Origin of the sequence: Micromonospora sp. WMMB482 (assembly GCF_019038635.1) — a bacterium.
GTDB lineage: Bacteria > Actinomycetota > Actinomycetes > Mycobacteriales > Micromonosporaceae > Micromonospora > Micromonospora marina.
Window position 1 is genome coordinate 5,498,882 of record NZ_JAHOPD010000020.1, and the last position, 19,980, is coordinate 5,518,861.

General features: G+C 74.0%; 18 protein-coding genes. 9 read left to right on the forward strand and 9 right to left on the reverse strand.

All coding sequences use genetic code 11. From position 1 onward, the window contains the following. The first annotated feature begins 8 nt into the window (after positions 1 to 8). The 3 genes from KSK32_RS34665 to KSK32_RS26880 all read left to right on the forward strand — a co-directional run bounded on the left by KSK32_RS34665 (position 9) and on the right by KSK32_RS26880 (position 5,057). The gene (locus KSK32_RS34665; protein WP_216933716.1) at positions 9 to 3,467 is read left to right on the forward strand and encodes a protein kinase; all 3,459 of its coding nucleotides are present in this window, start codon (positions 9 to 11) and stop codon (positions 3,465 to 3,467) included. 6 nt (positions 3,468 to 3,473) lie between these two features. Continuing rightward, a complete protein-coding gene (locus KSK32_RS26875) occupies positions 3,474 to 4,088 on the forward strand; it encodes a hypothetical protein (RefSeq protein WP_216933717.1) in 615 nt (204 codons plus the stop codon). A gap of 177 nt (positions 4,089 to 4,265) precedes the next feature. Beyond that, positions 4,266 to 5,057, forward strand: a complete 792-nt coding sequence (locus KSK32_RS26880) for a class I SAM-dependent methyltransferase (RefSeq protein ID WP_216933718.1) — start codon at positions 4,266 to 4,268, stop codon at positions 5,055 to 5,057. Positions 5,058 to 5,082: 25 nt separating this feature from the next. Here the strand turns inward: KSK32_RS26880 and KSK32_RS26885 are convergent, their stop codons facing one another. The 7 genes from KSK32_RS26885 to KSK32_RS26915 form a co-directional block, all read right to left on the reverse strand. Beyond that, a complete protein-coding gene (locus KSK32_RS26885) occupies positions 5,083 to 5,367 on the reverse strand; it encodes a hypothetical protein (RefSeq protein WP_216933719.1) in 285 nt (94 codons plus the stop codon). 3 nt (positions 5,368 to 5,370) lie between these two features. Then, on the reverse strand, positions 5,371 to 6,510 hold the full coding sequence (locus tag KSK32_RS26890; protein WP_289256404.1) for a WXG100 family type VII secretion target: 1,140 nt from the start codon (positions 6,508 to 6,510) through the stop codon (positions 5,371 to 5,373). Further along, positions 6,507 to 6,827 (reverse strand): type VII secretion target, encoded by a 321-nt coding sequence (locus tag KSK32_RS26895; protein WP_216933720.1) that lies wholly within the window; start codon positions 6,825 to 6,827, stop codon positions 6,507 to 6,509. The genes KSK32_RS26890 and KSK32_RS26895 overlap by 4 nt, the downstream gene beginning before the upstream one ends. Beyond that, complete coding sequence (locus tag KSK32_RS26900; protein ID WP_216933721.1) at positions 6,814 to 7,215, reverse strand: YbaB/EbfC family nucleoid-associated protein; 402 nt, start codon at positions 7,213 to 7,215, stop codon at positions 6,814 to 6,816. The genes KSK32_RS26895 and KSK32_RS26900 overlap by 14 nt, the downstream gene beginning before the upstream one ends. An 82-nt stretch (positions 7,216 to 7,297) precedes the next feature. Beyond that, entirely contained in the window at positions 7,298 to 7,933 is a 636-nt protein-coding gene (locus tag KSK32_RS26905; RefSeq protein ID WP_289256405.1) for a hypothetical protein, read from the reverse strand. A 5-nt stretch (positions 7,934 to 7,938) separates the two neighbouring features. Next, entirely contained in the window at positions 7,939 to 9,330 is a 1,392-nt protein-coding gene (locus KSK32_RS26910; protein ID WP_216933722.1) for a pyridoxal-dependent decarboxylase, read from the reverse strand. A 41-nt stretch (positions 9,331 to 9,371) separates the two neighbouring features. Further along, the gene (locus KSK32_RS26915) at positions 9,372 to 11,339 is read right to left on the reverse strand and encodes a BTAD domain-containing putative transcriptional regulator (protein ID WP_216933723.1); all 1,968 of its coding nucleotides are present in this window, start codon (positions 11,337 to 11,339) and stop codon (positions 9,372 to 9,374) included. Positions 11,340 to 11,435: 96 nt separating this feature from the next. Here KSK32_RS26915 and KSK32_RS26920 point away from each other — a divergent pair, with 96 nt between their 5' ends. The 3 genes from KSK32_RS26920 (at position 11,436) to KSK32_RS26930 (ending at position 14,199) form a co-directional block, all read left to right on the forward strand. Next, positions 11,436 to 12,314, forward strand: a complete 879-nt coding sequence (locus KSK32_RS26920; protein WP_216933724.1) for an alpha/beta fold hydrolase — start codon at positions 11,436 to 11,438, stop codon at positions 12,312 to 12,314. A 110-nt stretch (positions 12,315 to 12,424) separates the two neighbouring features. Continuing rightward, the gene (locus KSK32_RS26925) at positions 12,425 to 13,393 is read left to right on the forward strand and encodes an ATP-binding cassette domain-containing protein (protein WP_216933725.1); all 969 of its coding nucleotides are present in this window, start codon (positions 12,425 to 12,427) and stop codon (positions 13,391 to 13,393) included. Next, positions 13,390 to 14,199, forward strand: coding sequence for an ABC transporter permease (locus KSK32_RS26930; protein WP_216933726.1), 810 nt, complete (start codon positions 13,390 to 13,392; stop codon positions 14,197 to 14,199). The genes KSK32_RS26925 and KSK32_RS26930 overlap by 4 nt, the downstream gene beginning before the upstream one ends. A 43-nt stretch (positions 14,200 to 14,242) precedes the next feature. Here the strand turns inward: KSK32_RS26930 and helR are convergent, their stop codons facing one another. Next, complete coding sequence (gene helR / locus KSK32_RS26935) at positions 14,243 to 16,414, reverse strand: RNA polymerase recycling motor ATPase HelR (protein WP_216933727.1); 2,172 nt, start codon at positions 16,412 to 16,414, stop codon at positions 14,243 to 14,245. Positions 16,415 to 16,639: 225 nt separating this feature from the next. On the opposite strand from helR, the gene KSK32_RS26940 reads away from it, so the two are divergent. From KSK32_RS26940 to KSK32_RS26955, 3 genes are all read left to right on the forward strand, one after another. Next, positions 16,640 to 17,431 (forward strand): TetR/AcrR family transcriptional regulator, encoded by a 792-nt coding sequence (locus KSK32_RS26940; protein ID WP_216933728.1) that lies wholly within the window; start codon positions 16,640 to 16,642, stop codon positions 17,429 to 17,431. Between the two features lie 149 nt (positions 17,432 to 17,580). Further along, positions 17,581 to 18,015 (forward strand): NIPSNAP family protein, encoded by a 435-nt coding sequence (locus KSK32_RS34260; RefSeq protein WP_289256406.1) that lies wholly within the window; start codon positions 17,581 to 17,583, stop codon positions 18,013 to 18,015. A 59-nt stretch (positions 18,016 to 18,074) separates the two neighbouring features. Beyond that, positions 18,075 to 18,872: a hypothetical protein gene (locus tag KSK32_RS26955; RefSeq protein ID WP_216933729.1), complete on the forward strand. Its 798-nt coding sequence runs from the start codon at positions 18,075 to 18,077 to the stop codon at positions 18,870 to 18,872. 24 nt (positions 18,873 to 18,896) lie between these two features. Here the strand turns inward: KSK32_RS26955 and KSK32_RS26960 are convergent, their stop codons facing one another. Then, the gene (locus KSK32_RS26960) at positions 18,897 to 19,898 is read right to left on the reverse strand and encodes a YafY family protein (protein WP_216933731.1); all 1,002 of its coding nucleotides are present in this window, start codon (positions 19,896 to 19,898) and stop codon (positions 18,897 to 18,899) included. Positions 19,899 to 19,980: the final 82 nt, after the last annotated feature.

Sequence of the window (19,980 nt, forward strand, 5' to 3'; positions counted from 1 at the left end):
GCCGCGGCGTGGACGCGGGGCAGGTCATCCGGTGGCGGCCGGGGGAGACCGTCCTCGACACGTTCCGCATCGAGGAGGTCGTCGAGACCGGCGGCACGGGGTTCGTCTACCGCGCGCATCACCTCGGCTGGGGCGTCGACCTGGCGGTGAAGACACCGCGCCCCGACCTGGCCTCGGCGCCCGGGATCCTCGACCTGCTCGCCCAGGAGGCGCAGGCCTGGACCGACCTCGACCCGCACCCGAACGTCGTCGGCTGCAACTACGTGCAGCGCGTCGGCGCGTACCCGGTGATCTTCGCGGAATGGGTCGCGGGCGGTGACCTGACCGCGGCGGTCCGGGACGGGCGGTGCCGCGACCTGCCGCGGGCGCTCGACGTGGCGATCCAGATGCTGCGCGGCATCGGCCACGCCCACGCGGCGGGCCTGGTGCACCAGGACGTCAAGCCCTCAAACGTCATGTACGACGGCGAGACGGCGAGGGTCACCGACTTCGGCACGGCCAAGGCGAAGGCGTCCGTCTCCTCGCCCCCGCCGGGTGGCGACGGGACCGGGTACGCGACGCTCGGCGGCTTCACACCGCAGTACTGCTCGCCGGAACAGGTCGATCCGGCCGGCCGGATCGGCCGGGCCAGCGACATGTGGTCCTGGGCGTTGACAGTGATCGAGCTGCTGCACGGGCGCCGGCTCTGGCGGTGGGGCCACGACGGTGCGGACGCGCTGACGGAACTGCGCGACGATCTCCCGCCGGCGCTGCGCGACCTCCTGGCGGGCTGCCTCGACCGCGACCCCCGGTCGCGCGTCGGCGACACCGCCGAGGCTGAAGCTGTGCTCCTGGACGTGTACGCCGCCGGCACCGGAACTCCTTACCCGCACTCCGGCCAGGTTCCGCCGTCGCTGCGGGCCGACGGCCTGTCCAACAAGGCGCTGTCGCTGTGGGATCTCGGTGAGCAGAGCCGGGCGGTCGAGCTGTTCGAGCGGGCCAAGGCGATCGACCCGAACAACGTCCGCGCGGTCTACAACCACGGGCTGATCAGGTGGGCCGACGGTCTGGTCACCGACGAGACCCTGCTGTCGGAACTGCGTGCCACCGGCGACTCCTGGGAGGCGGACTATCTGACCGCGATGGTGCACATGGAACGCGGCGACGGCGTCCTCGCCGCACGCCACCTGGCCGAGGCGGACCGGAAGCACCCGGGCTCACCCGAGATCGCGGTCGCGCGGGACCGCTGCGCCCGGCTGGAGCCGAGAGGCACCCTCGAGGTGTTCGGGCGCACGTCCGGCACGGTAGTGGCGATGGCCTGCGACCACGACGCGTCACACGTCGTGGTGGCAGAGGAGCCGGGCCGGGTGCGGATCTGGGACGCGTTCGCGGGCCGGGTCGTCGCCGAACTTCCCGATTCCGGTCGGACTCCCGTCGACGTCGCCGTCGACCACGCCGGTACCCGGGTCCTCGTCTGCTACCGGGACGCCGTGGTAGAGGCGTGGCGTCTCGCCGACGGTGCCGCCGAACCGGACGGCAGGTGGGAGGGCGGTACGGCCGTGGCGCTCAGCCCCGAAGGCGGCTTCGCGGCCCTGGGGACGGCCGACGGTCGTGTCCTCGTCCTCCGCGCCGGCACGTGGGAGACGGTGGCTGACATCCGGCCCCACGAGGGCAGGGTCACCCGGGTGGTCCTCGGCCCGGACGCCGAGGTGGTCGTCTCGGCCTCCCTGGGGCGTGTCCATTCGGGCGTCGACCACCGGGTGGAGCAGTGGTGGCCGCTGCGTCGCACCCGGATGCGGGGCCTGGAGATGCCTCCCGACGAGCTGGAGCCCGACGACCAGAAGGTCGCCCTGGCATCGGACGGCTCCACCGTCCTGAGGCGCGGCTTCCGCTCCCTGATGGCGGTGGACATGCGGGTCTGGGACGGGCCGCGACAGTGGGAGATCCCCTGGCTGACGAGTTACGACCTGCTCGGCGTCTCGGGCCGTGCGGGCTGGGCCCTGGTCGACCCCGGGACCGGCGACCTCCAGGTCCTCGAACTGGCCAACCAACGCTGCGTACGCACCTTCCCCAAGGACTTCGAGCGGGGTACGCGTCGCGTCGCGACGACGTTCAGCGGCGACTGCGGGTACGCCGTCGTCGCGGAGTCGGCGGGTTTTCCCCGCGACCAGACCTCGCTGTCCCGCCTGCCCATGCCGCTCAGTGGACACCTCGCCCCGTGGTCGTACGCGCCACCCCGCCCGGTCGGTGTCCTCGCCCATGAGGAGAGCGCATTCGAGCAGGTCATGGACCGTATCGAAGCGCTGATCAAGTCCGGGGAGCGACGGGCGGCGGCGGAGGCGATCCGCGAGGCCAGGGCCATTCCTGGCTATCACCGCCACCCGCGCCTGCGCCGTGCCTCCCGAGCCGCCGGCCGGAACCTGCGGCGCACCGGGCTGGCCGGCGTGTCGGTGCAGCAGGAGCTGTCCGACATCATGCTCACCCGGGGAACCTTCGACGTCAGTGATTCCGGGAGGTTGTTCGCCTTTCCCGCCAACGTCGACGAGGTGGAGGTCTTCGACCTGGAGACGCTCGAGAAGGCGGGTTCGGTGGCCGAGCAACGGAACCCCGCCACCACGCTGCGCTTCGCCAGGGGCGACCGCGATCTGGTCGTCGTGTACTCGGACGGGTCGGTCGCCTGTCACGACACCGCGACGCTCCAGCCACGGTTCCGGGTCGCCGGTGCGCTGCCCCGCGACGAGGGGACCACGACGCTCGATCTCTCCGGCGACCTGCTGACCGTCGGATTCGGGTACGGCCTGGCGGCGGTGTGGTCGCTGGAGGCCGCTGCCTGCGTCGCGACGGTCCGCACCGGGCGCGGAACCATCGGCGGTGTCACGGCCGACGAGGAGTCCCGACTGATCGCCGTGCACCTGCGAACGGGCGACACGAACACCGTGGAGGTCCGGTCGATGGACACCGGAAAGGCCGTGCGGACCTTTCCGCACGTCGACGCGCACACGGAGATCCGCTTCGCCTCCGGTGTGCTGCTGATGGCCGGGATGACCCGTCTGACCGCGTGGCGACCGGGTGACCGGCGCCCGCGGTACGAGCTCCAGTGGGTCAAGCTCACGTCCTCGGCCACCCTGTCCTTCACCGGCGGCCGTCGCCTTGCCGCCATCGCCGGTCAGCAGGGTTTCGTCGTCTGGAACACGGCGACCGGAGACCTGGTGTTCGACGGGAGGGCCGTCGGCGATCCCGGCCACCCCGGCTACGGGATCGACAACGTGGCGGTGTCCGCCGACGGAACGTTCGCCGTCGCGGGAGACCCGGGCGAGCAGACCGTCGATGTCTGGGATCTGCGAACCGGACGCCGGATCCGCACGCTGCACGGTCACCTCGCCTGGGTGAACGCGGTACGCGCCGACGGCTCCTTCAGCACCGTCGTCACCGGCGACTTCCAGGGCACCGTTCGCATCTGGGGCCTCGACTGGGACTATGGGGAGTGATCGATCATGTTCGGACGCCGCCGCCGGCACGAGGAGCTGCGGGCGAAGTTCCTGGCCAACCGGGATCGGGTCCGGTCCTGGTGGGAGGACTGGGAGATCCCCGAGGTCGTGTGGGCCGACGAGTTCAACGACGTTCCCGCACCCTGGATCGTGCTCGAGCAGGACCGGGAGAACTGGCTCAAGACCCACGCGCCCGTCTCGGACACCTACTTCTGGATGTTCCTCGGGCGTCCGTTGACCCCGGGAGTCCGCGAGGTACGGGTCCGATGGCAGTTCGGGGCGGGGCACCGGTTCGAGGAACTCGACGTGACGATCGTCAGCGTGTGCGACCCGTCGTACCTGGCCGAGAAGCTGACCCTGGCGGTTCACCAGGCCCGGTTGAAGGGATGGCGGGAGGAGGACGCGCAGCCGGTCTACCAGTGGCTGGTCGAGGGCGTCGGCATGACCCCCCTCGACAACGCCGTACGGGGCACCCAGCGGATGGGGTTCGTCCTGATGACGTTCAGCCGTTTCCCTGATACTGACGGCGACGTGATCGTGCGACTGACCGCGGTCGAGACCGACCGCGCGCAGGACGGCTCACCGCTCGACGCCGACGGGGTGTCCATCCCCGAACGGTAGGCGATCGGGACCGGGTGCCGTCGCCGCCGAGGTGAGCGCAGCCCGGCCGGGCCGCGTCCGTCTCCGCCCGGACCCGCGTCGCGCGAACGGGGGACGAGCGCGGCGGTCGAGGCGTTGGGTGCGTGCCCTGAGCAGAACCGCTGGCCTCGGAACCACCGCGGCGGGCAGGCTGCCGGCATGGCGACGGGTTTCGGCGGTGAGGTGGCGACCTACTACGCACGGCATCGGCGCGGCTATCCGCCCGAGGTGCTCGACGCGCTGGCGGCAGCCTTCCGTCTCGGCGCCGACGACACGGTGGTCGACCTCGGCTGCGGCACCGGTCAGTTGAGCGTCCCGCTCGCCGACCGGGTGGGCACCGTCATCGGCATGGATCCGGAACCGGACATGCTGGCGATCGCCCGGCTTACCGCCCTGGACCGGGGGACCGCCAACGCCATGTGGGTGCTCGGCGGCGACAGTGACGTGTCCGCGTTGTCCCGGCTGCTCGGCGGGGGAACGGTCGGTGCGCTGACCGTCGCCGTCGCCATCCACTTCATGGACCGCGACGCCCTGTTCGCGGCGGCCCGGCCGTTGTTGCGCCCCGGCGGTGGCATCGCTGTCGTCACCAACGGCGAACCCCTGTGGACGCAGGACGCCGAGTGGTCACTCGCCTTGCGCGGATGCCTGGAGCGGATGCTCGGCCACCCGGTCACGGCACGGTGCCAGACCGACGAGGACGGGCGTCGGCGCAACCGGGAGGCGCTCGTGCGTTCCGGTTATCGGTACGAGGAGACGTCGGTGCGGTACGACGCCCCGCTCAGCGTCGACGACATGGTCGGCGGCGTCTTCTCCGCCATGTCTGCCGAACGGTTGCCGTCTTCACGACAGCGGGCGGCGTTCGCCGCCGAGGTGCGCGACGCGGTCGGCGGGTCGGGCGTGGTGACCGAGCGGGTCGCCGTCCGGCTGCAGTGGGGAATCGCCGGCCCGTAGCGGATCGGCCGGGACGCGGGATCAGCTACGTCACCAGTCGGTAGTTGGGGATACCCCTGGTGCGTTCCTCGAGCGGTGCGGCAATGGACCGGGCCTCCACTCCGGCGGGAACCGGAACCCGGGAGATGTGTATGCCCTCCAGGCAGGTGTCACACCAGAAGGAGACGTAGCCGTACGCGGCGCCCGGAGGGCCGGTGAACACCATCCGGAGGGTTCGATGACCGCAGTTCGGGCACTGGTGGTCGGACTCGGCCGGCAGCATGCGATACACGACCTCGTACGCGTCCAGCCACTCGTCGAATGAAGCCACCAGCTACTCCTCCGGTCTGACCGGGTGGTTTCCCCACCACTGGTCCTCGTGAGCATAGGCACGATCCTCGAACGCGATCGCCTCGTCACGGTTGCGGGGATATGGGCGTCCTGCGCGGAGTTCCTCCACGTGGAACCGCTCATGCGCGAGCGTGCGGGCGAGGTCCTCCTCGCTGTGGAAGGCGTTCCGGCAGAGCATGACCGACTGGTCAGCCCTGGTCACTCCGTGGATCCCCGACCTGCCCTTGTCGATCACGAACCGGATGTCGGAGGTCTCGATGCCGTACTTCGCGGCGATCTGCTGCACCGACTCCATGGTCATCGGCATGCGCGGGCCGCGCCCTCGGCCGCGTACGCGGTTCAGGTTTCCCGCTTCGGGCTCAGCCGCTCGCAAGCGGCGCAGCGCCTCCTTCAGCTTCTCGATCAGGTCGCCGAGCCGCCGCATCTCCGGCATCAGCCGCCGCAGACTCGCCAGCAACCCCCGCAGCAACCGCGCGATCCGCGCCGCCCACGACGCCACGGTCGTCGTCACCTGCTCCACGACCAGCGGTGTCGCCAGCCCGGCGGTGGCGACCAGCTCGGCCGCGTACACGATCAGGCGGGACACGCACGCGGCGATGGCGTCGCGGACCAGCAGCCGCACGGCCGCGACCAGGCCGGCGGCGCCCTCCGTGATCGCGGCCATCGCTTCGGCGCCCTGCGCGAGCCCGGTCACCGCCTGCTGCTGCTCGGCCGCCCAGCGGCGGTAGCCGGTGGCCGCGGCGCCGGTCCAGCCGGCGACCTCGGTGCGGACGGCGTGGGCCAGCTCGGCGGCGTCCTCGCGCAGCGACGCGGCGACGTTGCGCCAGGTCTGCGCGTGTGCGGTGATCTCGGCGGGGTCACCGGCGAGCCAGTCGAGGGCCTCGCTGAGCGGCTTGACGTGCTCGATGAGCCAGGCGATGCCGTACTGGAGGAGCACCCCGGCCGGGTCGGACACGAGGGCGAGCGCGTCGAGGCCGGCGCTGACGACGCCGAGGCTGCCGTCGATCCAGCTGCCGGTGCGGACGCCCTGGGCGATGAGTTCGATGTCCTCGCAGATCCACACGCCGGCCCACGGACTCGGCCCGGTGTCCGCGACGGCGGCGACCAGCGGGTTCGTGGTCACCGCCGCTGCCGTACCCGGTCGAGCAGGTCCGCGGCGTGCGCGTCGGACGCGCGGTAGCGTTCGGCGCTCGACCGCAGCTTCCCGGCGGTGTCCCGGACCGAGGCGGCGGCGGTGCCGATGCCGTCGGTCAGGGTCCGCTGGAGGCCGTCGAGCAGGACCGGCATGATCGCGCAGAGCTGCCCGTACGCGTCGGCGCTCAACCGGACGTGCTGGCCGGCCTGCCGCGCGGCGTCGATGCTGTCCGCGCAGCGGCCGAGGTGGGCGGCGTGTGCGGTCAGGTCGTCCGGGTCGACCTGGAGGCCGTCACCGGCCGGCATCCGGCGTGCCCGGGTCGGGGCCGAGACGCCGCCGGTGGGACTCGACGATCGCGCGCGCGGCCGGGTCGTCCGCGCCCAGGGCGTCGGTGGTCGCCTCGGTGAGCCGCCGCAGCAGGTCGGCGCGGGCGTCCCGGGTGACCGCCAGGATCTGCCGGGCGGTGTGTGCGGCGGAGTGCTGCCGGACGCGCTCGTCCAGGCGCAGGTCTGCCAGCGATCCGTTCGAGTCGACGCTGACCTCGATCAACCCGTCGGCGGTGCGGGCGGTGCCGGTCAGCGCCTGCGTGCGGGCGGACAGGTCACGGGCGCGTGCCGCCCGGTCGGCCAGCGACGACTCCCACTCGTCGAGCCGTCGTGCCGCCGCGTCCAGCGCGGCCTCGTCCGCCCACATCGCGACCCTCCCCAGGGGACTGCGGCAGCGCCACGCTACCAACCGATCGCGGTGCGTGTTGCCCCGTCGAGGTCGATCAGAGTCAGCCCTGCAACCGCTGCGCCCAGTACACCTGCCCGTCCGGTCCCATGTAGACGAACGCCAGCAGCAGGTCCGGCAGTGTCACTGGTGCGGTGGCGATCGGGTGTACCCGCTGGTGTCTCTCCAGGTGGGGGAACGGGACGACGAACGTCAGGGGTGAGGCGCCGGCGTCGATGACTGCCAGGCGGCTGCCGACGCTGAGCCATTCGTGCTCGCTGACCCGGATGTCACCCGCGCCGCGCAACCACGGGTAGCGGTCGGGGATCCTGTTGTCCACACCGGCGCTACCCGTGCCGACGCTCTCCTGCGGCGCGGCCACCGCGAACGCCGACGGCTTGAGGTGGGTGCGCTTGTCGATGAGGAACAGCGCGAAGTACCCGCCGTCCAACGGCGCCGGTGGCTTCTGCCACGACACGCGGCCCAGGACCAGCTGGTCACCGTCGGACGTCACCGGCGCCTGGTACGCCGCTCCCAGCGCCGTCTGCGCCTGGTCGTAGGTGACGAACTCCAGCGACGAGCGGAGGTGGAGCGCCTCCGGCCCGTACGGCGGGTGCTGGTGCCACCAGCGCCACCCGGCGACGGCCGCCACGGCCACCACCAGCAGCGCCATCATCGAAACCGCCCGCCGCCACGTCACGGTGCTCAGTGAACCATGTCGCCGCCGATCCCACGGGCCAGCCGGGCGATGGCCGCGACCGACCGGTCCACGTCGGCGTCCGTCGTGGTCGCGTTCGACACCGAGATGCGCATCAGCCGTCGCCCTCGCCACGTCGTCCCGCCCGCCCAGCACGTCCCGTCGGCCTGCACCGCGGCCACCACCCGGTCGATGCGCGCGTCGTCGCCGAACCCGACGAGCACCTGGTTGAGCACGACGTCGTTCACCACCTCGAACCCGGCCGCGGTCAGCCCGTCGGCGAACCGCCGGGCCAGCGCGCAGCACCGCTCGACCAGCGCGGCGACGCCGTCGCGGCCCAGCTCCCGCAGGCCCGCCCAGACCGCGAAACCACGGGCGCGGCGGGAGGACTCCGCGGTGAGGTCCGCGCCCGCGGGCACCCCGCCGGAACCCACGAGGTACGCGGCCGCGAGCGACATGGCCGCCGCGTGCGCGTCGGGCCGGGCGCAGAACGCGAACGCGGTGTCGTACGGGAGGTTCAGCCACTTGTGGCCGTCGCAGGCCCACGAGTCGGCTGCCTCCAGCCCGTCCACCAGGTGCCGGGTGGACGTGCTGGCCGCCGCCCACAGCCCGAACGCGCCGTCCACGTGCGCCCAGCCGCCGTACCGGTGGGCCAGGTCGCAGGCGCGGCGCAGGTCGTCGCACGCGCCGGTGTTCACGTTGCCCGCCTGAAGGCAGACGATCGTCGGGCCGGGGCCGGCGTCGCGCAGCGCCGCCGCCAGCGCGTCCGGGTCGATCGCGCCCTGCGGGCCGGTCGGCACCGGGCGCAGCGCGTCGGTGCCGAGGCCGAGCAGGCGCAGCGAACGGTCGATGGTGGCGTGCCGTTCGGCGCCGGCGAACACGCGGACCGCGGGCGCGCCGGTCAGGCCGCGTCGTTCCACGTCCCAGCCGGCGTCGGTGAGTAGCTGGTGGCGGGCGGCGGCGAGCCCGGTGGTGTTCGCGGCCTGCCCGCCGGTGACGAACCCGGCAGACGCGGTCGCCGGGATGCCGAGCAGTTCCTTGAGCCAGGTTCCGGCGGCGGTCTCGGCGGCCACCGCGGCGGGGGAGGCGACCGCGTTGAACGCGTTCTGATCCCATCCGGCGGCCAGCATGTCCGCGGCGGTGGCGGCGGGCAGGGCGCCGCCGATGACGAAGCCGAAGTAGCGTGGCCCGGCGGTGGCGACGAGTCCCGGTTCGGCGGCGGCCACCAGGTCGGCCAGCACCTGCTCGGGCGGGGTGGGCGCGTCCGGCAGCGGGCCGGCGAACGCCCGGGTCAGCGCGGCCTGGTCCACGGGTACGCCGACCGGCCGGTCCGGCAGCGACAGCCGGTAGTCGGCCGCGTGGTCGGCGGCGCGCCGGAACAGGTGCCTCAGCTCGTCCATCGCCGCACCCTAGCCGAGGGCGCGTTCCGTCCGAGCTGCCCTCATGAACCGTCCTGATCGCCGGTCACCCGGAGGGCGGCGTCGAGGCGGTCCAGATGTACGGCGACCGGTCCGGCGGTGAGCAGGCCACTACCGGCCCCGGCCAGCTCGTGTGCCGCCGGGGCGAGCGCGGCCCGTGCCCGGAGCATCGCGTCCCGATCGCCCAGCGCGACGGCGGCGTGGCCGGTCAGGCACCACAGGGCCTCCAGCAGCAGGTCACGGGGCGGTGCCGGGGTGCGGCGCAACGCCCTGGCGGCCTCGTCCCGCCGGCCGTCGGCGAGCAGGAGCAGCGGGCGGGCCCAGGGCGCGTACGGGCCCCAGTCCGTGTCTGCCGGGAAGACGGCGGGCAGGTCGTGCCACACCCGCAGGCAGAGCAGCGCCAGCGGCGCCAGCCCGTGTTCCACGCCGGGCATGCCGCAGCCGACCAGCCCGGTCGCCCACGACCGGTACGCCGCCTCCGCGTCCGGGTACGCCGCACCGGTGGCGGCGGTCCGCATGGCCCGGTAGCCGCCGGTGAACACGCCGACGAGCGGGCTCTCGTGCCGGGCGGCGAGCCGGTCCGCCGCGTCGGCGTGCGCGTCGGCGGCGGTGAGGTCGGCGAGCGCGCTGCGCGCCTGCACCCGGATCAGGTGCCCGAGGATCTCCACTGTGGCCAGGCCGTGCCGGGCCGCGAGCGCGACCAGTTCGGCGCCGATCGCGTCCCGCTCGGCGGCCAGCCCGGCCCGCTGGAACGTCTGCATGTACGCGCCGTTGAGCGCCTGGGCCAGCAACGCCGGGTCGGCCACCCGGCGGGCGATCGCCGCCGCCTCCCGCGCCGCCTCGGCCGCGCGCTCCGACGCCGTACCGCGGGCTTCGATCGCGACGGTGGCCAGCAGCCGGGCCCGGGTCGCCTCCGGCGCGTCCGCGCCCAGCCCGGCGAGCGCCCGCTCGGCCGCCGCGACGACCCGGGCCGCCTGCGCCGGGTCGTCCGAGCGGGTCCAGATCGCGGGTACGTCGTACCCGCCGATCACCCGCGCGGTGAACTCCGGGTCGCCCAGTTGCTCGGCCGCGGTGATGGCCGCCTCGCGCTGGTCCCGGGCGGCCTCCAGTCCGCCCGGCCCGGTCACCGCGAGGCTGCGCAGCAGGCCGACTGTGGACTCCAGCCTCGCCCGCGCGCCGGGCACCACGCTGCGCTCGTACGCGGCGGCGGTCTCCGCCCAGACCCGCGCCGGGCCGGTCGGTTCGGGTTCGGCCTGGCGCAGCAGGTCCGTCTCCAGCCGCCGCAGCCGTGGTCCGGGGTCCAGGCCGAGTTGGTCGCGCAGCAGCTCCCGGGCCCGGCGCAGCACGGCGAGCGCGTCGGCCTGCCGCCCGGCCCGGTAGAGCGCCGACGCCAGCAGGGCCCACCCGTCCTCCCGCCACGGGTACGCCGCGACGTGGGCGTCGAGATCCGGTACGGCGTCGGCGGCCCGGTCCAGCGCCAGCAGCGCCTCGGCCCGCCGCTCGACGGCCGTCAGCCGGATCTGGTCGAGCCGGGACCGTTCGGCGTGCGCCCACGGCTGGTCGAAGTCGGCGTACGCGGGTCCGCGCCACCAGCCCAGCGCCTCGTCGAGCCGGTCCAGCGCGGCCCGGGGCAGCGCGTCGGCCGTCACGGTGACGGTGTCCTCGAACCGCCACGCGTCGACGGTGTCCGGGTCGGCGCGCAGCGCGTACCCCGGCCCGTCGGTGACCAGGAGCCGGGCTGGTGCGCGTGGCGGACGGTGCGGTTCGAGGCGGCGGCGCAGCGCCGCGACGAACGTGCGGACCGCGCCCACCGCGCCGGCCGGCGGGTCGTCCCACAGGTCGTCGACGATCTGCCCCACGGGCACGGTCCGGCCCCGGGCGGCGACCAGCCGCGCCAGCACGGCCCGGTGCCGGGGCCCCTTGAGGTCGACCGGCGCACCGGCGTCGTCCCAGGCCGTCACCGGACCCAGCACACCGAAACCGACAGGCACCGACCCTCCTCGACCGGGTCACCGTATCGCGCTCATCGGTTGCTCATCCGGCGCCGCCACGCTGGACCGGTACGACGAGACGAAAGAGGGATCGAGATGAGCACCACCATCGCGGGATTCGACTACCAGCGCGTTCCGGTCGCCGACCAGGTGACGCTGAACGTGGCGGTGGGTGGGTCCGGCAGCCCGGTCGTGCTGCTGCACGGCTTCCCGCAGACCCACCTGATGTGGCGGCACGTCGCCGCCGACCTGGCGGGCGAGCACACGGTGATCTGCCCGGACCTGCGCGGCTACGGCGCCAGCGACAAGCCGGCCGCGGACACCGAGGACACGTACAGCAAGCGGACCATGGCCGCCGACGTGGTGGCGGTGGCCCGCGCGCTCGGGCACGAGCGGTTCGCGCTCGCCGGGCACGACCGGGGTGCCCTGGTCGCGGTCCGGGCCGGCCTGGACCACCCGGACGCGGTCACCCACCTGGCGTCGCTGGACGTCCTGCCCACCCTCGACATGTGGGACGTGCTGCACGGCGCGTCCGCGGCTGTGGCGTTCCACCTGTACCTGATGGCCCAGCCGCCCGGCCTGCCGGAGCAGATGATCGCGGCCAGCGCGGACGCGTTCTTCGGGCACTTCCTCGACGCCTGGGCCGGTGACCCGGTGGCCATGCCCGCGGAGGTGCGCGCGGAGTACCTGCGGGCCTCCCGCGAGGCGGTCGACTCGATCGTCGCCGACTACCGGGCGTCGGCCGGGATCGACGTGGCGCACGACCGGGCGGACCGGGACGCCGGGCGGCGGCTGGCCATGCCGGTCACCGTCGTCCAGCAGGACTGGGGTGCCGCGCTGGGCTACGACGCGGCGGCGGTGTGGCGGGCCTGGGCCCCGGACCTGGAGCACCGCACCACCACGGCCGGGCACTTCATGGCCGAGGAGACGCCGGGGGAGATCGCCGAGGCGCTGCGCGCGCTGCTCAAGCGGTAGGCGCCGGTGGCCCGGGCGCCGCGCGCCCGGGCCACCGCCCCGGAATCCGCTGGCGGACGCCCTACCGTACGTTGTACGTTAGTGCCTTCGTCGACGGAGGGGGCACAGACGTGGAACACGCGATCCTCGCGGAGGGCCTGCGCAAGCGGTACGGGGACACATCCGCGCTGGACGGCTTCGACCTGGCGGTGCGGCCGGGCACGGTGTGCGGCCTGCTCGGCCCGAACGGCGCCGGCAAGACCACAGCCGTCCGCATCCTCGCCACGCTGCTGCGCTTCGACGCCGGGCGGGCCGAGGTCGCCGGCTTCGACGTGGCGCAGCAGGCCGACCGGGTGCGCCACCGGATCGGCCTGGTCGGGCAGCACCCGGCCGTGGACGAGGCACTGAGCGGCCGGGAGAACCTGGTCATCTTCGGCCGCCTGTTCCACCTGGACCGGGCCGGGGCGAGGCGGCGCGCCGGCGAACTGCTCGACCGGTTCGGGCTCGCCGACGCCGGCGGGCGGCCGGTGCGCACGTACTCCGGTGGCATGCGCCGCCGCCTCGACCTGGCCGCCGGGATGATCCTCGCGCCCTCGGTGCTGTTCCTCGACGAACCGACCACGGCGCTGGACCCGCGCGGGCGCAACGAGGTGTGGGAGGCGGTACGGGACCTGGTCCGCGGCGGCACCACTGTGCTGCTCACCACGCAGTACCTGGACGAGGCCGACCAGCTCGCCGACCGCGTCTGCGTGCTCGACGCCGGGCGGGTGATCGCCGAGGGCACCCCTGACGCGCTCAAGTCCCGCCTCGGCGGCGACCGGATCGAACTGGTCGTCCACGACGCCGCCGACCTGGCCACCGCCGCCGGGCGGCTGCGTGCCGTCGCCCGCGCCGAACCGGCCGTCGATCCGGACCGGAGGGCGGTCAGCGCCCAGGTCGGTGACCGGGCCGGAGCGCTGACCGAGGTGCTGCGCGCGCTCGACGCCGACGGCGTGGGCGTGGCCGACGTGGCGTTGCGCCGGCCCACACTGGACGAGGTGTTCCTCCAGCTCACCGGCGCGCCGTCCGTAGTCCGTACCGATGTGGGGGTGACCGCGTGACCGCGACCGTGACCCCCGCACGGCGCCCGTCGCTGGCCGGCGACGGCCTGACGCTGACCGGGCGTGCGCTGGCGCACTGGCGGCGCGAGCCCGGCCCGCTGATCGGCTCGCTGGGCTTCGACATCCTGATGGTGCTGATGTTCGCGTACCTGTTCGGCGGCGCGCTCCAGGTGCCCGGCGGCGGCAGCTACCGCGAGTTCCTGATGCCCGGCATGTTCGCCATGACCATGGTCTTCGGCATCAGCATGACGACCATGGCGGTCTCGGCGGACCTGGACCGCGGCGTCACCGACCGGCTGCGGTCCATGCCGGTGTCGCGGCTGGCCCCGCTGCTCGGCCGCGCTGTGGCCGACCTGATGTTCGCGGTGGTGACGCTCGCCGTGATGCTGCTCGTCGGCCTGGCCGTCGGGTGGCGGGCGCGCGGCGACGTCGGAGACACGGCGGCCGCGCTCGGGCTGATCCTGCTGCTGCGGTTCGCGCTGGTCTGGGTGGGCGTCTTCCTCGGCCTGACCGTGAAGGGGCAGAGCGCGGTCACCGCCGTGCAGACGCTGGAGTTCCCGCTCGGCTTCCTGTCCAGCGCGTTCGTGGCGCCGTCCACCATGCCCGCGTGGCTGGGCGCGGTCGCCGAGTGGAACCCGCTGTCCGCGACCGTCGGGGCCACCCGGGAGCTGTTCGGCAACCCCGGCTGGGGCGGCGACTCGTGGGTGGCCGCGCATCACCCGCTGCTGGCGGTGCTCTGGCCGCTGGTGCTGGTCGCGGTGTTCCTGCCGCTGTCGCTGCACCGCTACCGGGCGCTGAGCAGCTGAACCGGTGCTCGGGGGCGGGTTGTGCGCCGCCCCCGGGCACCGGTCACCGCCCGGTGAGCACGACCAGCTCGCCGGTTGCCCTGGTCATCGCGACGTACCGGTCCACCGCACCGGAGATCCCGTCGCCGAACGACTCCGGGTCGACGAGCACCACCAGGTCGAACTCCAGCCCCTTGGCCAGCACCGGGCTCAGCGACCGGACCCGGTCGCAGGCCGGGAACGCCGGATCGCCGATGACGCACGCGACGCCCTCGGCGTGGGCGGCGAGCCAGCCGTCCACCACCGCGCGCAGCTCGGCGCGGGCGCCGTACCGCACCGGGGCGCCGTCGCGGACGGACGTCGGCACGTTGGCATCCGGGAGCACGGCCCGGATCACCGGTTCGGCCGCCGCCATCACCTGCGCCGGAGTGCGGTAGTTGACGGTCAGCGTCGCCACCTCGACCCGGTCGAACCCGGCCCGTGCCAGCCGCTGCGGCCACGACTCGGTGAACCCGTGCCGCGCCTGCGCCCGGTCGCCGACCACCGTGAAGCTGCGCGACGGGCAGCGCGCCAGCAGCATCTGCCACTGGGCGTCGGTCAGCTCCTGCGCCTCGTCCACCACGACGTGCGCGAACGGCCCGGCCAGCAGGTCCGGATCGGTCGCGCTCAACGCGCTGGAGTCGACCAGGCTGGTGCGCATGTCCTCGCCGTACAGCATGGTCATCAGACCCTCGCCGTCGTCGTAGGCGTGCGACGCGATCAGCGCGTCGACCACCGTGTCCATCTCGGCGCGCTGCGCGGCGAGCACCGCCTCGTCGCGGCGCCGCCGCAGCGACGCCTCCGGATCGCCGACCCGCCGCCGGGCCGCGTCCAGCCACGGCAGGTCCGCCACCGTCCAGGCCCGGGCGTCGGCCCGCCGCAGCGTACGGATCTCCTCGACGCTCAGCCACGGGGCGCACCGGCGCAGATAGGCCGGCACCGACCACAGGTCGGCCACCACGTCGAGCGGGTCCAGCAGCGGCCACGCCCGGCCGAACGCGGTGAGCAGTTCCCGGTCGCGCCCCAGCTCCCGGCGGACCGCCTCCTCCGGCTCGTCGCCGCGGTACTTCTCCACCAGGACCGTGAGCAGTTCCTCCCACACGTCGTCGCGGGCCTCGTTGTGCGGGACGCCCGGCCCGGCCGCCTCGAACGCCGTCGCCCAGTCGCCGGCGGTCAGCCGCAACTCGCCGTCCCCGACCCCGACCGTCATCCCGGCGGCGGGTGGCTCCTCGTAGAACCGGACCGCGGCGTCGACCGCGCGCACCAGCTCCCCGGACGCCTTCAGCCGTGCCACCTCCGGGTCGGTCTCCGGCGCCGCCGCCGCGCCCTCGGGTACCAGGTCGGCGAGCGTGCAGATCTGCACGTCCTCCTCGCCCAGGCTGGGCAGCACGTCGGACACGTAGTTGAGGTACGGCTGGTGCGGCCCGACCACCAGCACCCCGCCGCGGCGCTCGCCCAGGCGCGGGTCGGCGTGCAGCAGGTACGCGGTGCGGTGCAGCGCCACCACCGTCTTGCCGGTGCCGGGACCGCCGTCGACCACCAGCGCGCCCCGCGACCCGGCCCGGATGATCGCGTCCTGGTCGGCCTGGATGGTGCCCAGCACGTCGCGCATGCGCGCCGACCGGGTCGCGCCCAGGCTGGCGATGAACGCCGACTGGTCGTCCAGCGCGGCGTGCCCGGCCAGCCCGTCGGGAGTGAACACCTCGTCCCAGTAGTCGGTGATCCGGCCTCCGCCCCACCGGTACCGGCGGCGGCTGACCAGGCCCATCGGGTCGGCGTGGGTCGCCCCGAAGAACGGCTCGGCGGCGGGGGAGCGCCAGTCCAGCAGCAGCCGGCCGCCCGCGCCGTCGGTCAGGCCGAGCCGGCCCACGTACACCGGGGCCGCGCCGTCCGCACCGACCATCCGGCCCAGGCACAGGTCCAGGCCGTAACGGCGCAGCGTACGCAGGCGCGCGCTCAACCGCCGGACCTCCTGGTCCCGGTCGACCGCCTGCCGGCCCCGGCCGCCCGCGGCCCGGCGCGTCGCGTCGAGCCGGTCGGTCAACTCGGCGATCGAACGGCGCAGGCTGTCCGCGATGGCGGCGAAGTGCCGCTCGTCGGCGGCGATCAGGTCCGGGCCGGCCTTCGCCGACAGACGCTCGGGAAGATCGAAAACGCTCGTGGCAGGCAGATTCAACTCTTCTCCGATCACGGGCACGGCCGAGCCTCCGCTCTTCGCGGCTTCTGTGAATGGCTCGGCAATGGGTTACGGCCGGCAATTGTGCGCCGTCACCCCGGTCTTGCGGCAAGACCGGGGGTGCGCTATATGTTGGTAATGGCGGGAGAACCCGCCATTCTTTTTGCCCGAACAATTCTCGGGCTCCCCTTTTCCGGTGTCCCGCCGACCGCTGGTGAGCGGCGTGGCCGGTAGGATGACGGCACCATGTCGAAGGAGCGCCGGCGCAAGGCCGATCCCGCCCGCAGCCTGGCCCTTCTCTGGCGTACCCGGGAGCCGGCCAGCCGCGGCGCCGGCCCCGGTCTCAGCGTCGACCGGATCGTGCGTACCGCCATCGAGATCGCCGACGCCGAGGGCATCGACGCGCTCACCATGCGCCGGGTCGGCGAGGCGCTCGGCGTGGGCACGATGTCCGTCTACACGTACGTGCCGGGCAAGGCGGAACTGCTCGACGTCATGGTGGACGCCGTCCTCGGTGACCTGCCGCGCCCGTCCGACGTGCCGGGTGGCTGGCGGGGCCGGCTGGAACGCATCGCGCGGGACAACCTCGCGCTCTACCGGGCCCACCCGTGGCTGCTGCGCGCCGAGACGACCCGGCCCGTGCTCGGCCCGAACGTGCTCGCCAAGTACGACTACGAACTGCACGCGGTAGCGGACATCGGGCTCGACGACGTGGAGATGGACGCGGTGCTCACGCTCGTGCTGGGACACGCCAAGAACGCGGCCCGGGTCGCGCTGGACGTGGCCGAGCTGGAACGTGAGACCGGGATGACAGACGACCAGTGGTGGCAGACGCACGGGCCCTGGCTGGAGAAGTTCATGACCGCCGGCAGCTTCCCGCTCGCCGCGCGGGTCGGCACCGCCGCCGGCATGGCGCACGGTGGGGCGTACGGGCCGGACCACGCCTTCGAGTTCGGTCTCCAGCGGGTGCTCGACGGCATCTCGGTGGTGGTCGCCGACCGTGCCGCGGGTGAGCCGGAGCCCGGGAAGATCTTGTAATCCTCCTGTCTGGGTAGGAAATCCGCGGAGCGGACCATGGGAGGCCGCCCACGATCCTCGACGTCGCGGTCCGACCCGCCGCGCCCCGCTCGTCCGGAGGAACACCGTGTCCGAGCCCGCCGACACCCTGGACCCGGCTGCTGCGCCGGGTGGTCGTCGGCGACCACGCCGTCGTGCCGGCCGCGCCGGAACTGCTGCGGCTCGCCGCTGCTCCACCACCGGGCCGGTACGCCGGCCCGGCCGACCCCGGTGACCGTCGCTATCGTGGCCGCGTGATCACCTGCGTCGTGCACTACACGATCGACCCCGCACAGCTCGACGCGTTCGAGCGTTTCGCCCGCACCTGGATGCGGCTGGTGGCACGGCACGGCGGCGTGCACCACGGCTACTTCCTGCCCGCCGAGGGCGCCAGCGACCGGGCCGAGGCGCTGTTCAGCTTCGAGAGCCTGGCGGCATACGAGCAGTACCGGTCCCGGTTCGGAGTGGACCCGGAGTTCGTCGCCGCCGACCGGATCCGCGAGGAGTCGGGCTGTGTCCTGCGGTACGAGCGCACCTTCATGCGCCCGCTCCTGCCCACCGACTGACAGGCGCCGCCCAGGATCGGGGCGGCGCCGAAGGCGTGGATCGTCCTAGAGTGACGGTGATGACGAGTGTGGTCCGGCTGAACCGCTGGGCGCAGGTCGATCCCGCCGCCCACCCGTACGACCCGGCCGTCGCGGTGGACGTGGTACGGCGCCTGGCGCCCCCGGTGCCACCCGCCGCGCCCGCCTTCCCGTCCCTGCGGCCCGGCGATCCGGTGGCCTGGGACGCGTACCGGCGGGCCTGCCAGCAGTCGCTGGAGTGGAACACGGCGATGGCCGAGGCCTTGGTGCGCGAGTACGGCCCGTGGGCCTTCGGCTGGGGGATGGCTCCGCACGTGACGTGGGATCGCTGGGCGCCGGTCGTCACCAGCCCCGAGGAGACGTTGGTCCTGGTCGCCCAGGAGCTGACGCGGTGGCGGCGCTGGCTGGAGGGGACAGCCGACCGGTTCGGCCGCCTGCTGCCGTCGCTGCGTGCCGCGGCCGGGCCGGGCGACACCGTCGCGGCCTGGGAGGCGGCGATCACCGAGCTGCTGACCGCGACGGTGGCCTGGGTCGAGGACGACGACGGGTGGCAGGGCTGGTGCGACCGGGTCCTCACCTGGCTGCTGACCGCCGCCGGCCTGCCGGAGGAGCGGAGCACCACGCTGGTGGACCGGGCCCTGGGCACCCGGTTCTACGGCTGGGTACGCCTGTCCGCAGCCGATGTCGCCGACATCGCCGAGCACCTGGCGCGGGACGTGGTCGGCCCGCGGTACGGCGCGCTCGCCGGTCCCGGTCAGGGCGGCGACGACTGGCCCGACACGTGGCCGGAGGGCTGGCCCTCGTGGCGGGCCACCAACCGGGCCCGCCCGCACAGCTAGCGGCGATCGCCCACGTCCACCCGGCTAACCGTGGCGCCGGGCCTCCGCGGCGGCGGCATAGCGGCGGGCCAGGCGGGCGAACGCCTCCCGCAGCTCCGGCGGCCCGACCACCTCGATGTCGGCGTCGTAGCGGCCGAGCACGGCAGCGAGCCCGGGCCACGACCAGGCGCCCAGAACGAGCCGGCACCGGTCGGGGCCCAGTTCCTCGACGATCCCGTCGCGGGTCCACCCGGACACCACACGGGCGGGCAGGTCGAGGATCACCTCGCCCCGGCAGGGCCAGTCGCCCGGCCCGGTGGCGCCCTTGAACCGGCCGGCGACGTACGCGGCCACGTCCCCGCCGGGCAGCTCGCGGGGCGTGAACCGGGGGCCGGTGGGCGTACGCGGGCTGATCCGGTCGACCCGGAACGTGCGCCAGTCGTCGCGGTCGAGATCCCAGGCGACGAGGTACCAGCGCCCACCCCAGGTGACCAGGTGATGCGGTTGCACCCGGCGCGGCGGCCGGTCCGGGACCGGCGGCGCCGTCGACACCGGCTCGTAGCCGAAGCGCAGTTCCTCGCGGGCGTGCACGGCGGCGCTCAGCGTCATCAGCAGCGCCGGTTCCACCCGGTGCCGGGCCGGCGTGCCGGCGCGCTGCACGTCGACCACCCGCAGCGCGTCCACCCGGTGCCGCAGCCGAGCCGGCATCACCTGCCGGACCGTGGTCAGCGCCCGTGCCGCCGCCTCCTCGATGCCGGTCACGCCGCTCGCGGCGGTCTGCAACGCCACGGTGAGCGCCACGGCCTGCTCGTCGTCGAAGAGCAGCGGCGGCAGCGCCGAGCCGGCGCCCAGCCGGTAGCCGCCGTCCGGGCCCTTGGCGCTCTCGATCGGATAGCCCAGTTCGCGCAGCCGGTCGACGTCGCGGCGCACGGTACGCGGGCTGACCCGCAGCCGTTCGGCCAGCAGTGCGCCGGGCCAGTCCCGTCGCGCCTGTAACAGGGACAGCAGCGAGAGCAGTCGGGCGGAAGTCTTCGGCACGACACGCATTCTGCCGCGAGAAGAGGACACGCCCTGACCGCTACGGCTGCGAGGGTGGACCCGTACCCGAAAAGGACCGGAAGGAACCGAT

Excerpts from the sequence above, each read along its gene's own strand:
- KSK32_RS26955 (WP_216933729.1), top strand. The coding sequence starts at position 18,075 with ATGACGAGTGTGGTCCGGCTGAACCGCTGGGCGCAGGTCGATCCCGCC.
- KSK32_RS26910 (WP_216933722.1), bottom strand. The coding sequence starts at position 9,330 with ATGGACGAGCTGAGGCACCTGTTCCGGCGCGCCGCCGACCACGCGGCC.
- KSK32_RS26960 (WP_216933731.1), bottom strand. The coding sequence starts at position 19,898 with ATGCGTGTCGTGCCGAAGACTTCCGCCCGACTGCTCTCGCTGCTGTCC.
- KSK32_RS26880 (WP_216933718.1), top strand. The coding sequence starts at position 4,266 with ATGGCGACGGGTTTCGGCGGTGAGGTGGCGACCTACTACGCACGGCAT.
- KSK32_RS26920 (WP_216933724.1), top strand. The coding sequence starts at position 11,436 with ATGAGCACCACCATCGCGGGATTCGACTACCAGCGCGTTCCGGTCGCC.
- KSK32_RS26940 (WP_216933728.1), top strand. The coding sequence starts at position 16,640 with ATGTCGAAGGAGCGCCGGCGCAAGGCCGATCCCGCCCGCAGCCTGGCC.
- KSK32_RS26875 (WP_216933717.1), top strand. The coding sequence starts at position 3,474 with ATGTTCGGACGCCGCCGCCGGCACGAGGAGCTGCGGGCGAAGTTCCTG.
- KSK32_RS26900 (WP_216933721.1), bottom strand. The coding sequence starts at position 7,215 with ATGTGGGCGGACGAGGCCGCGCTGGACGCGGCGGCACGACGGCTCGAC.
- KSK32_RS26895 (WP_216933720.1), bottom strand. The coding sequence starts at position 6,827 with ATGCCGGCCGGTGACGGCCTCCAGGTCGACCCGGACGACCTGACCGCA.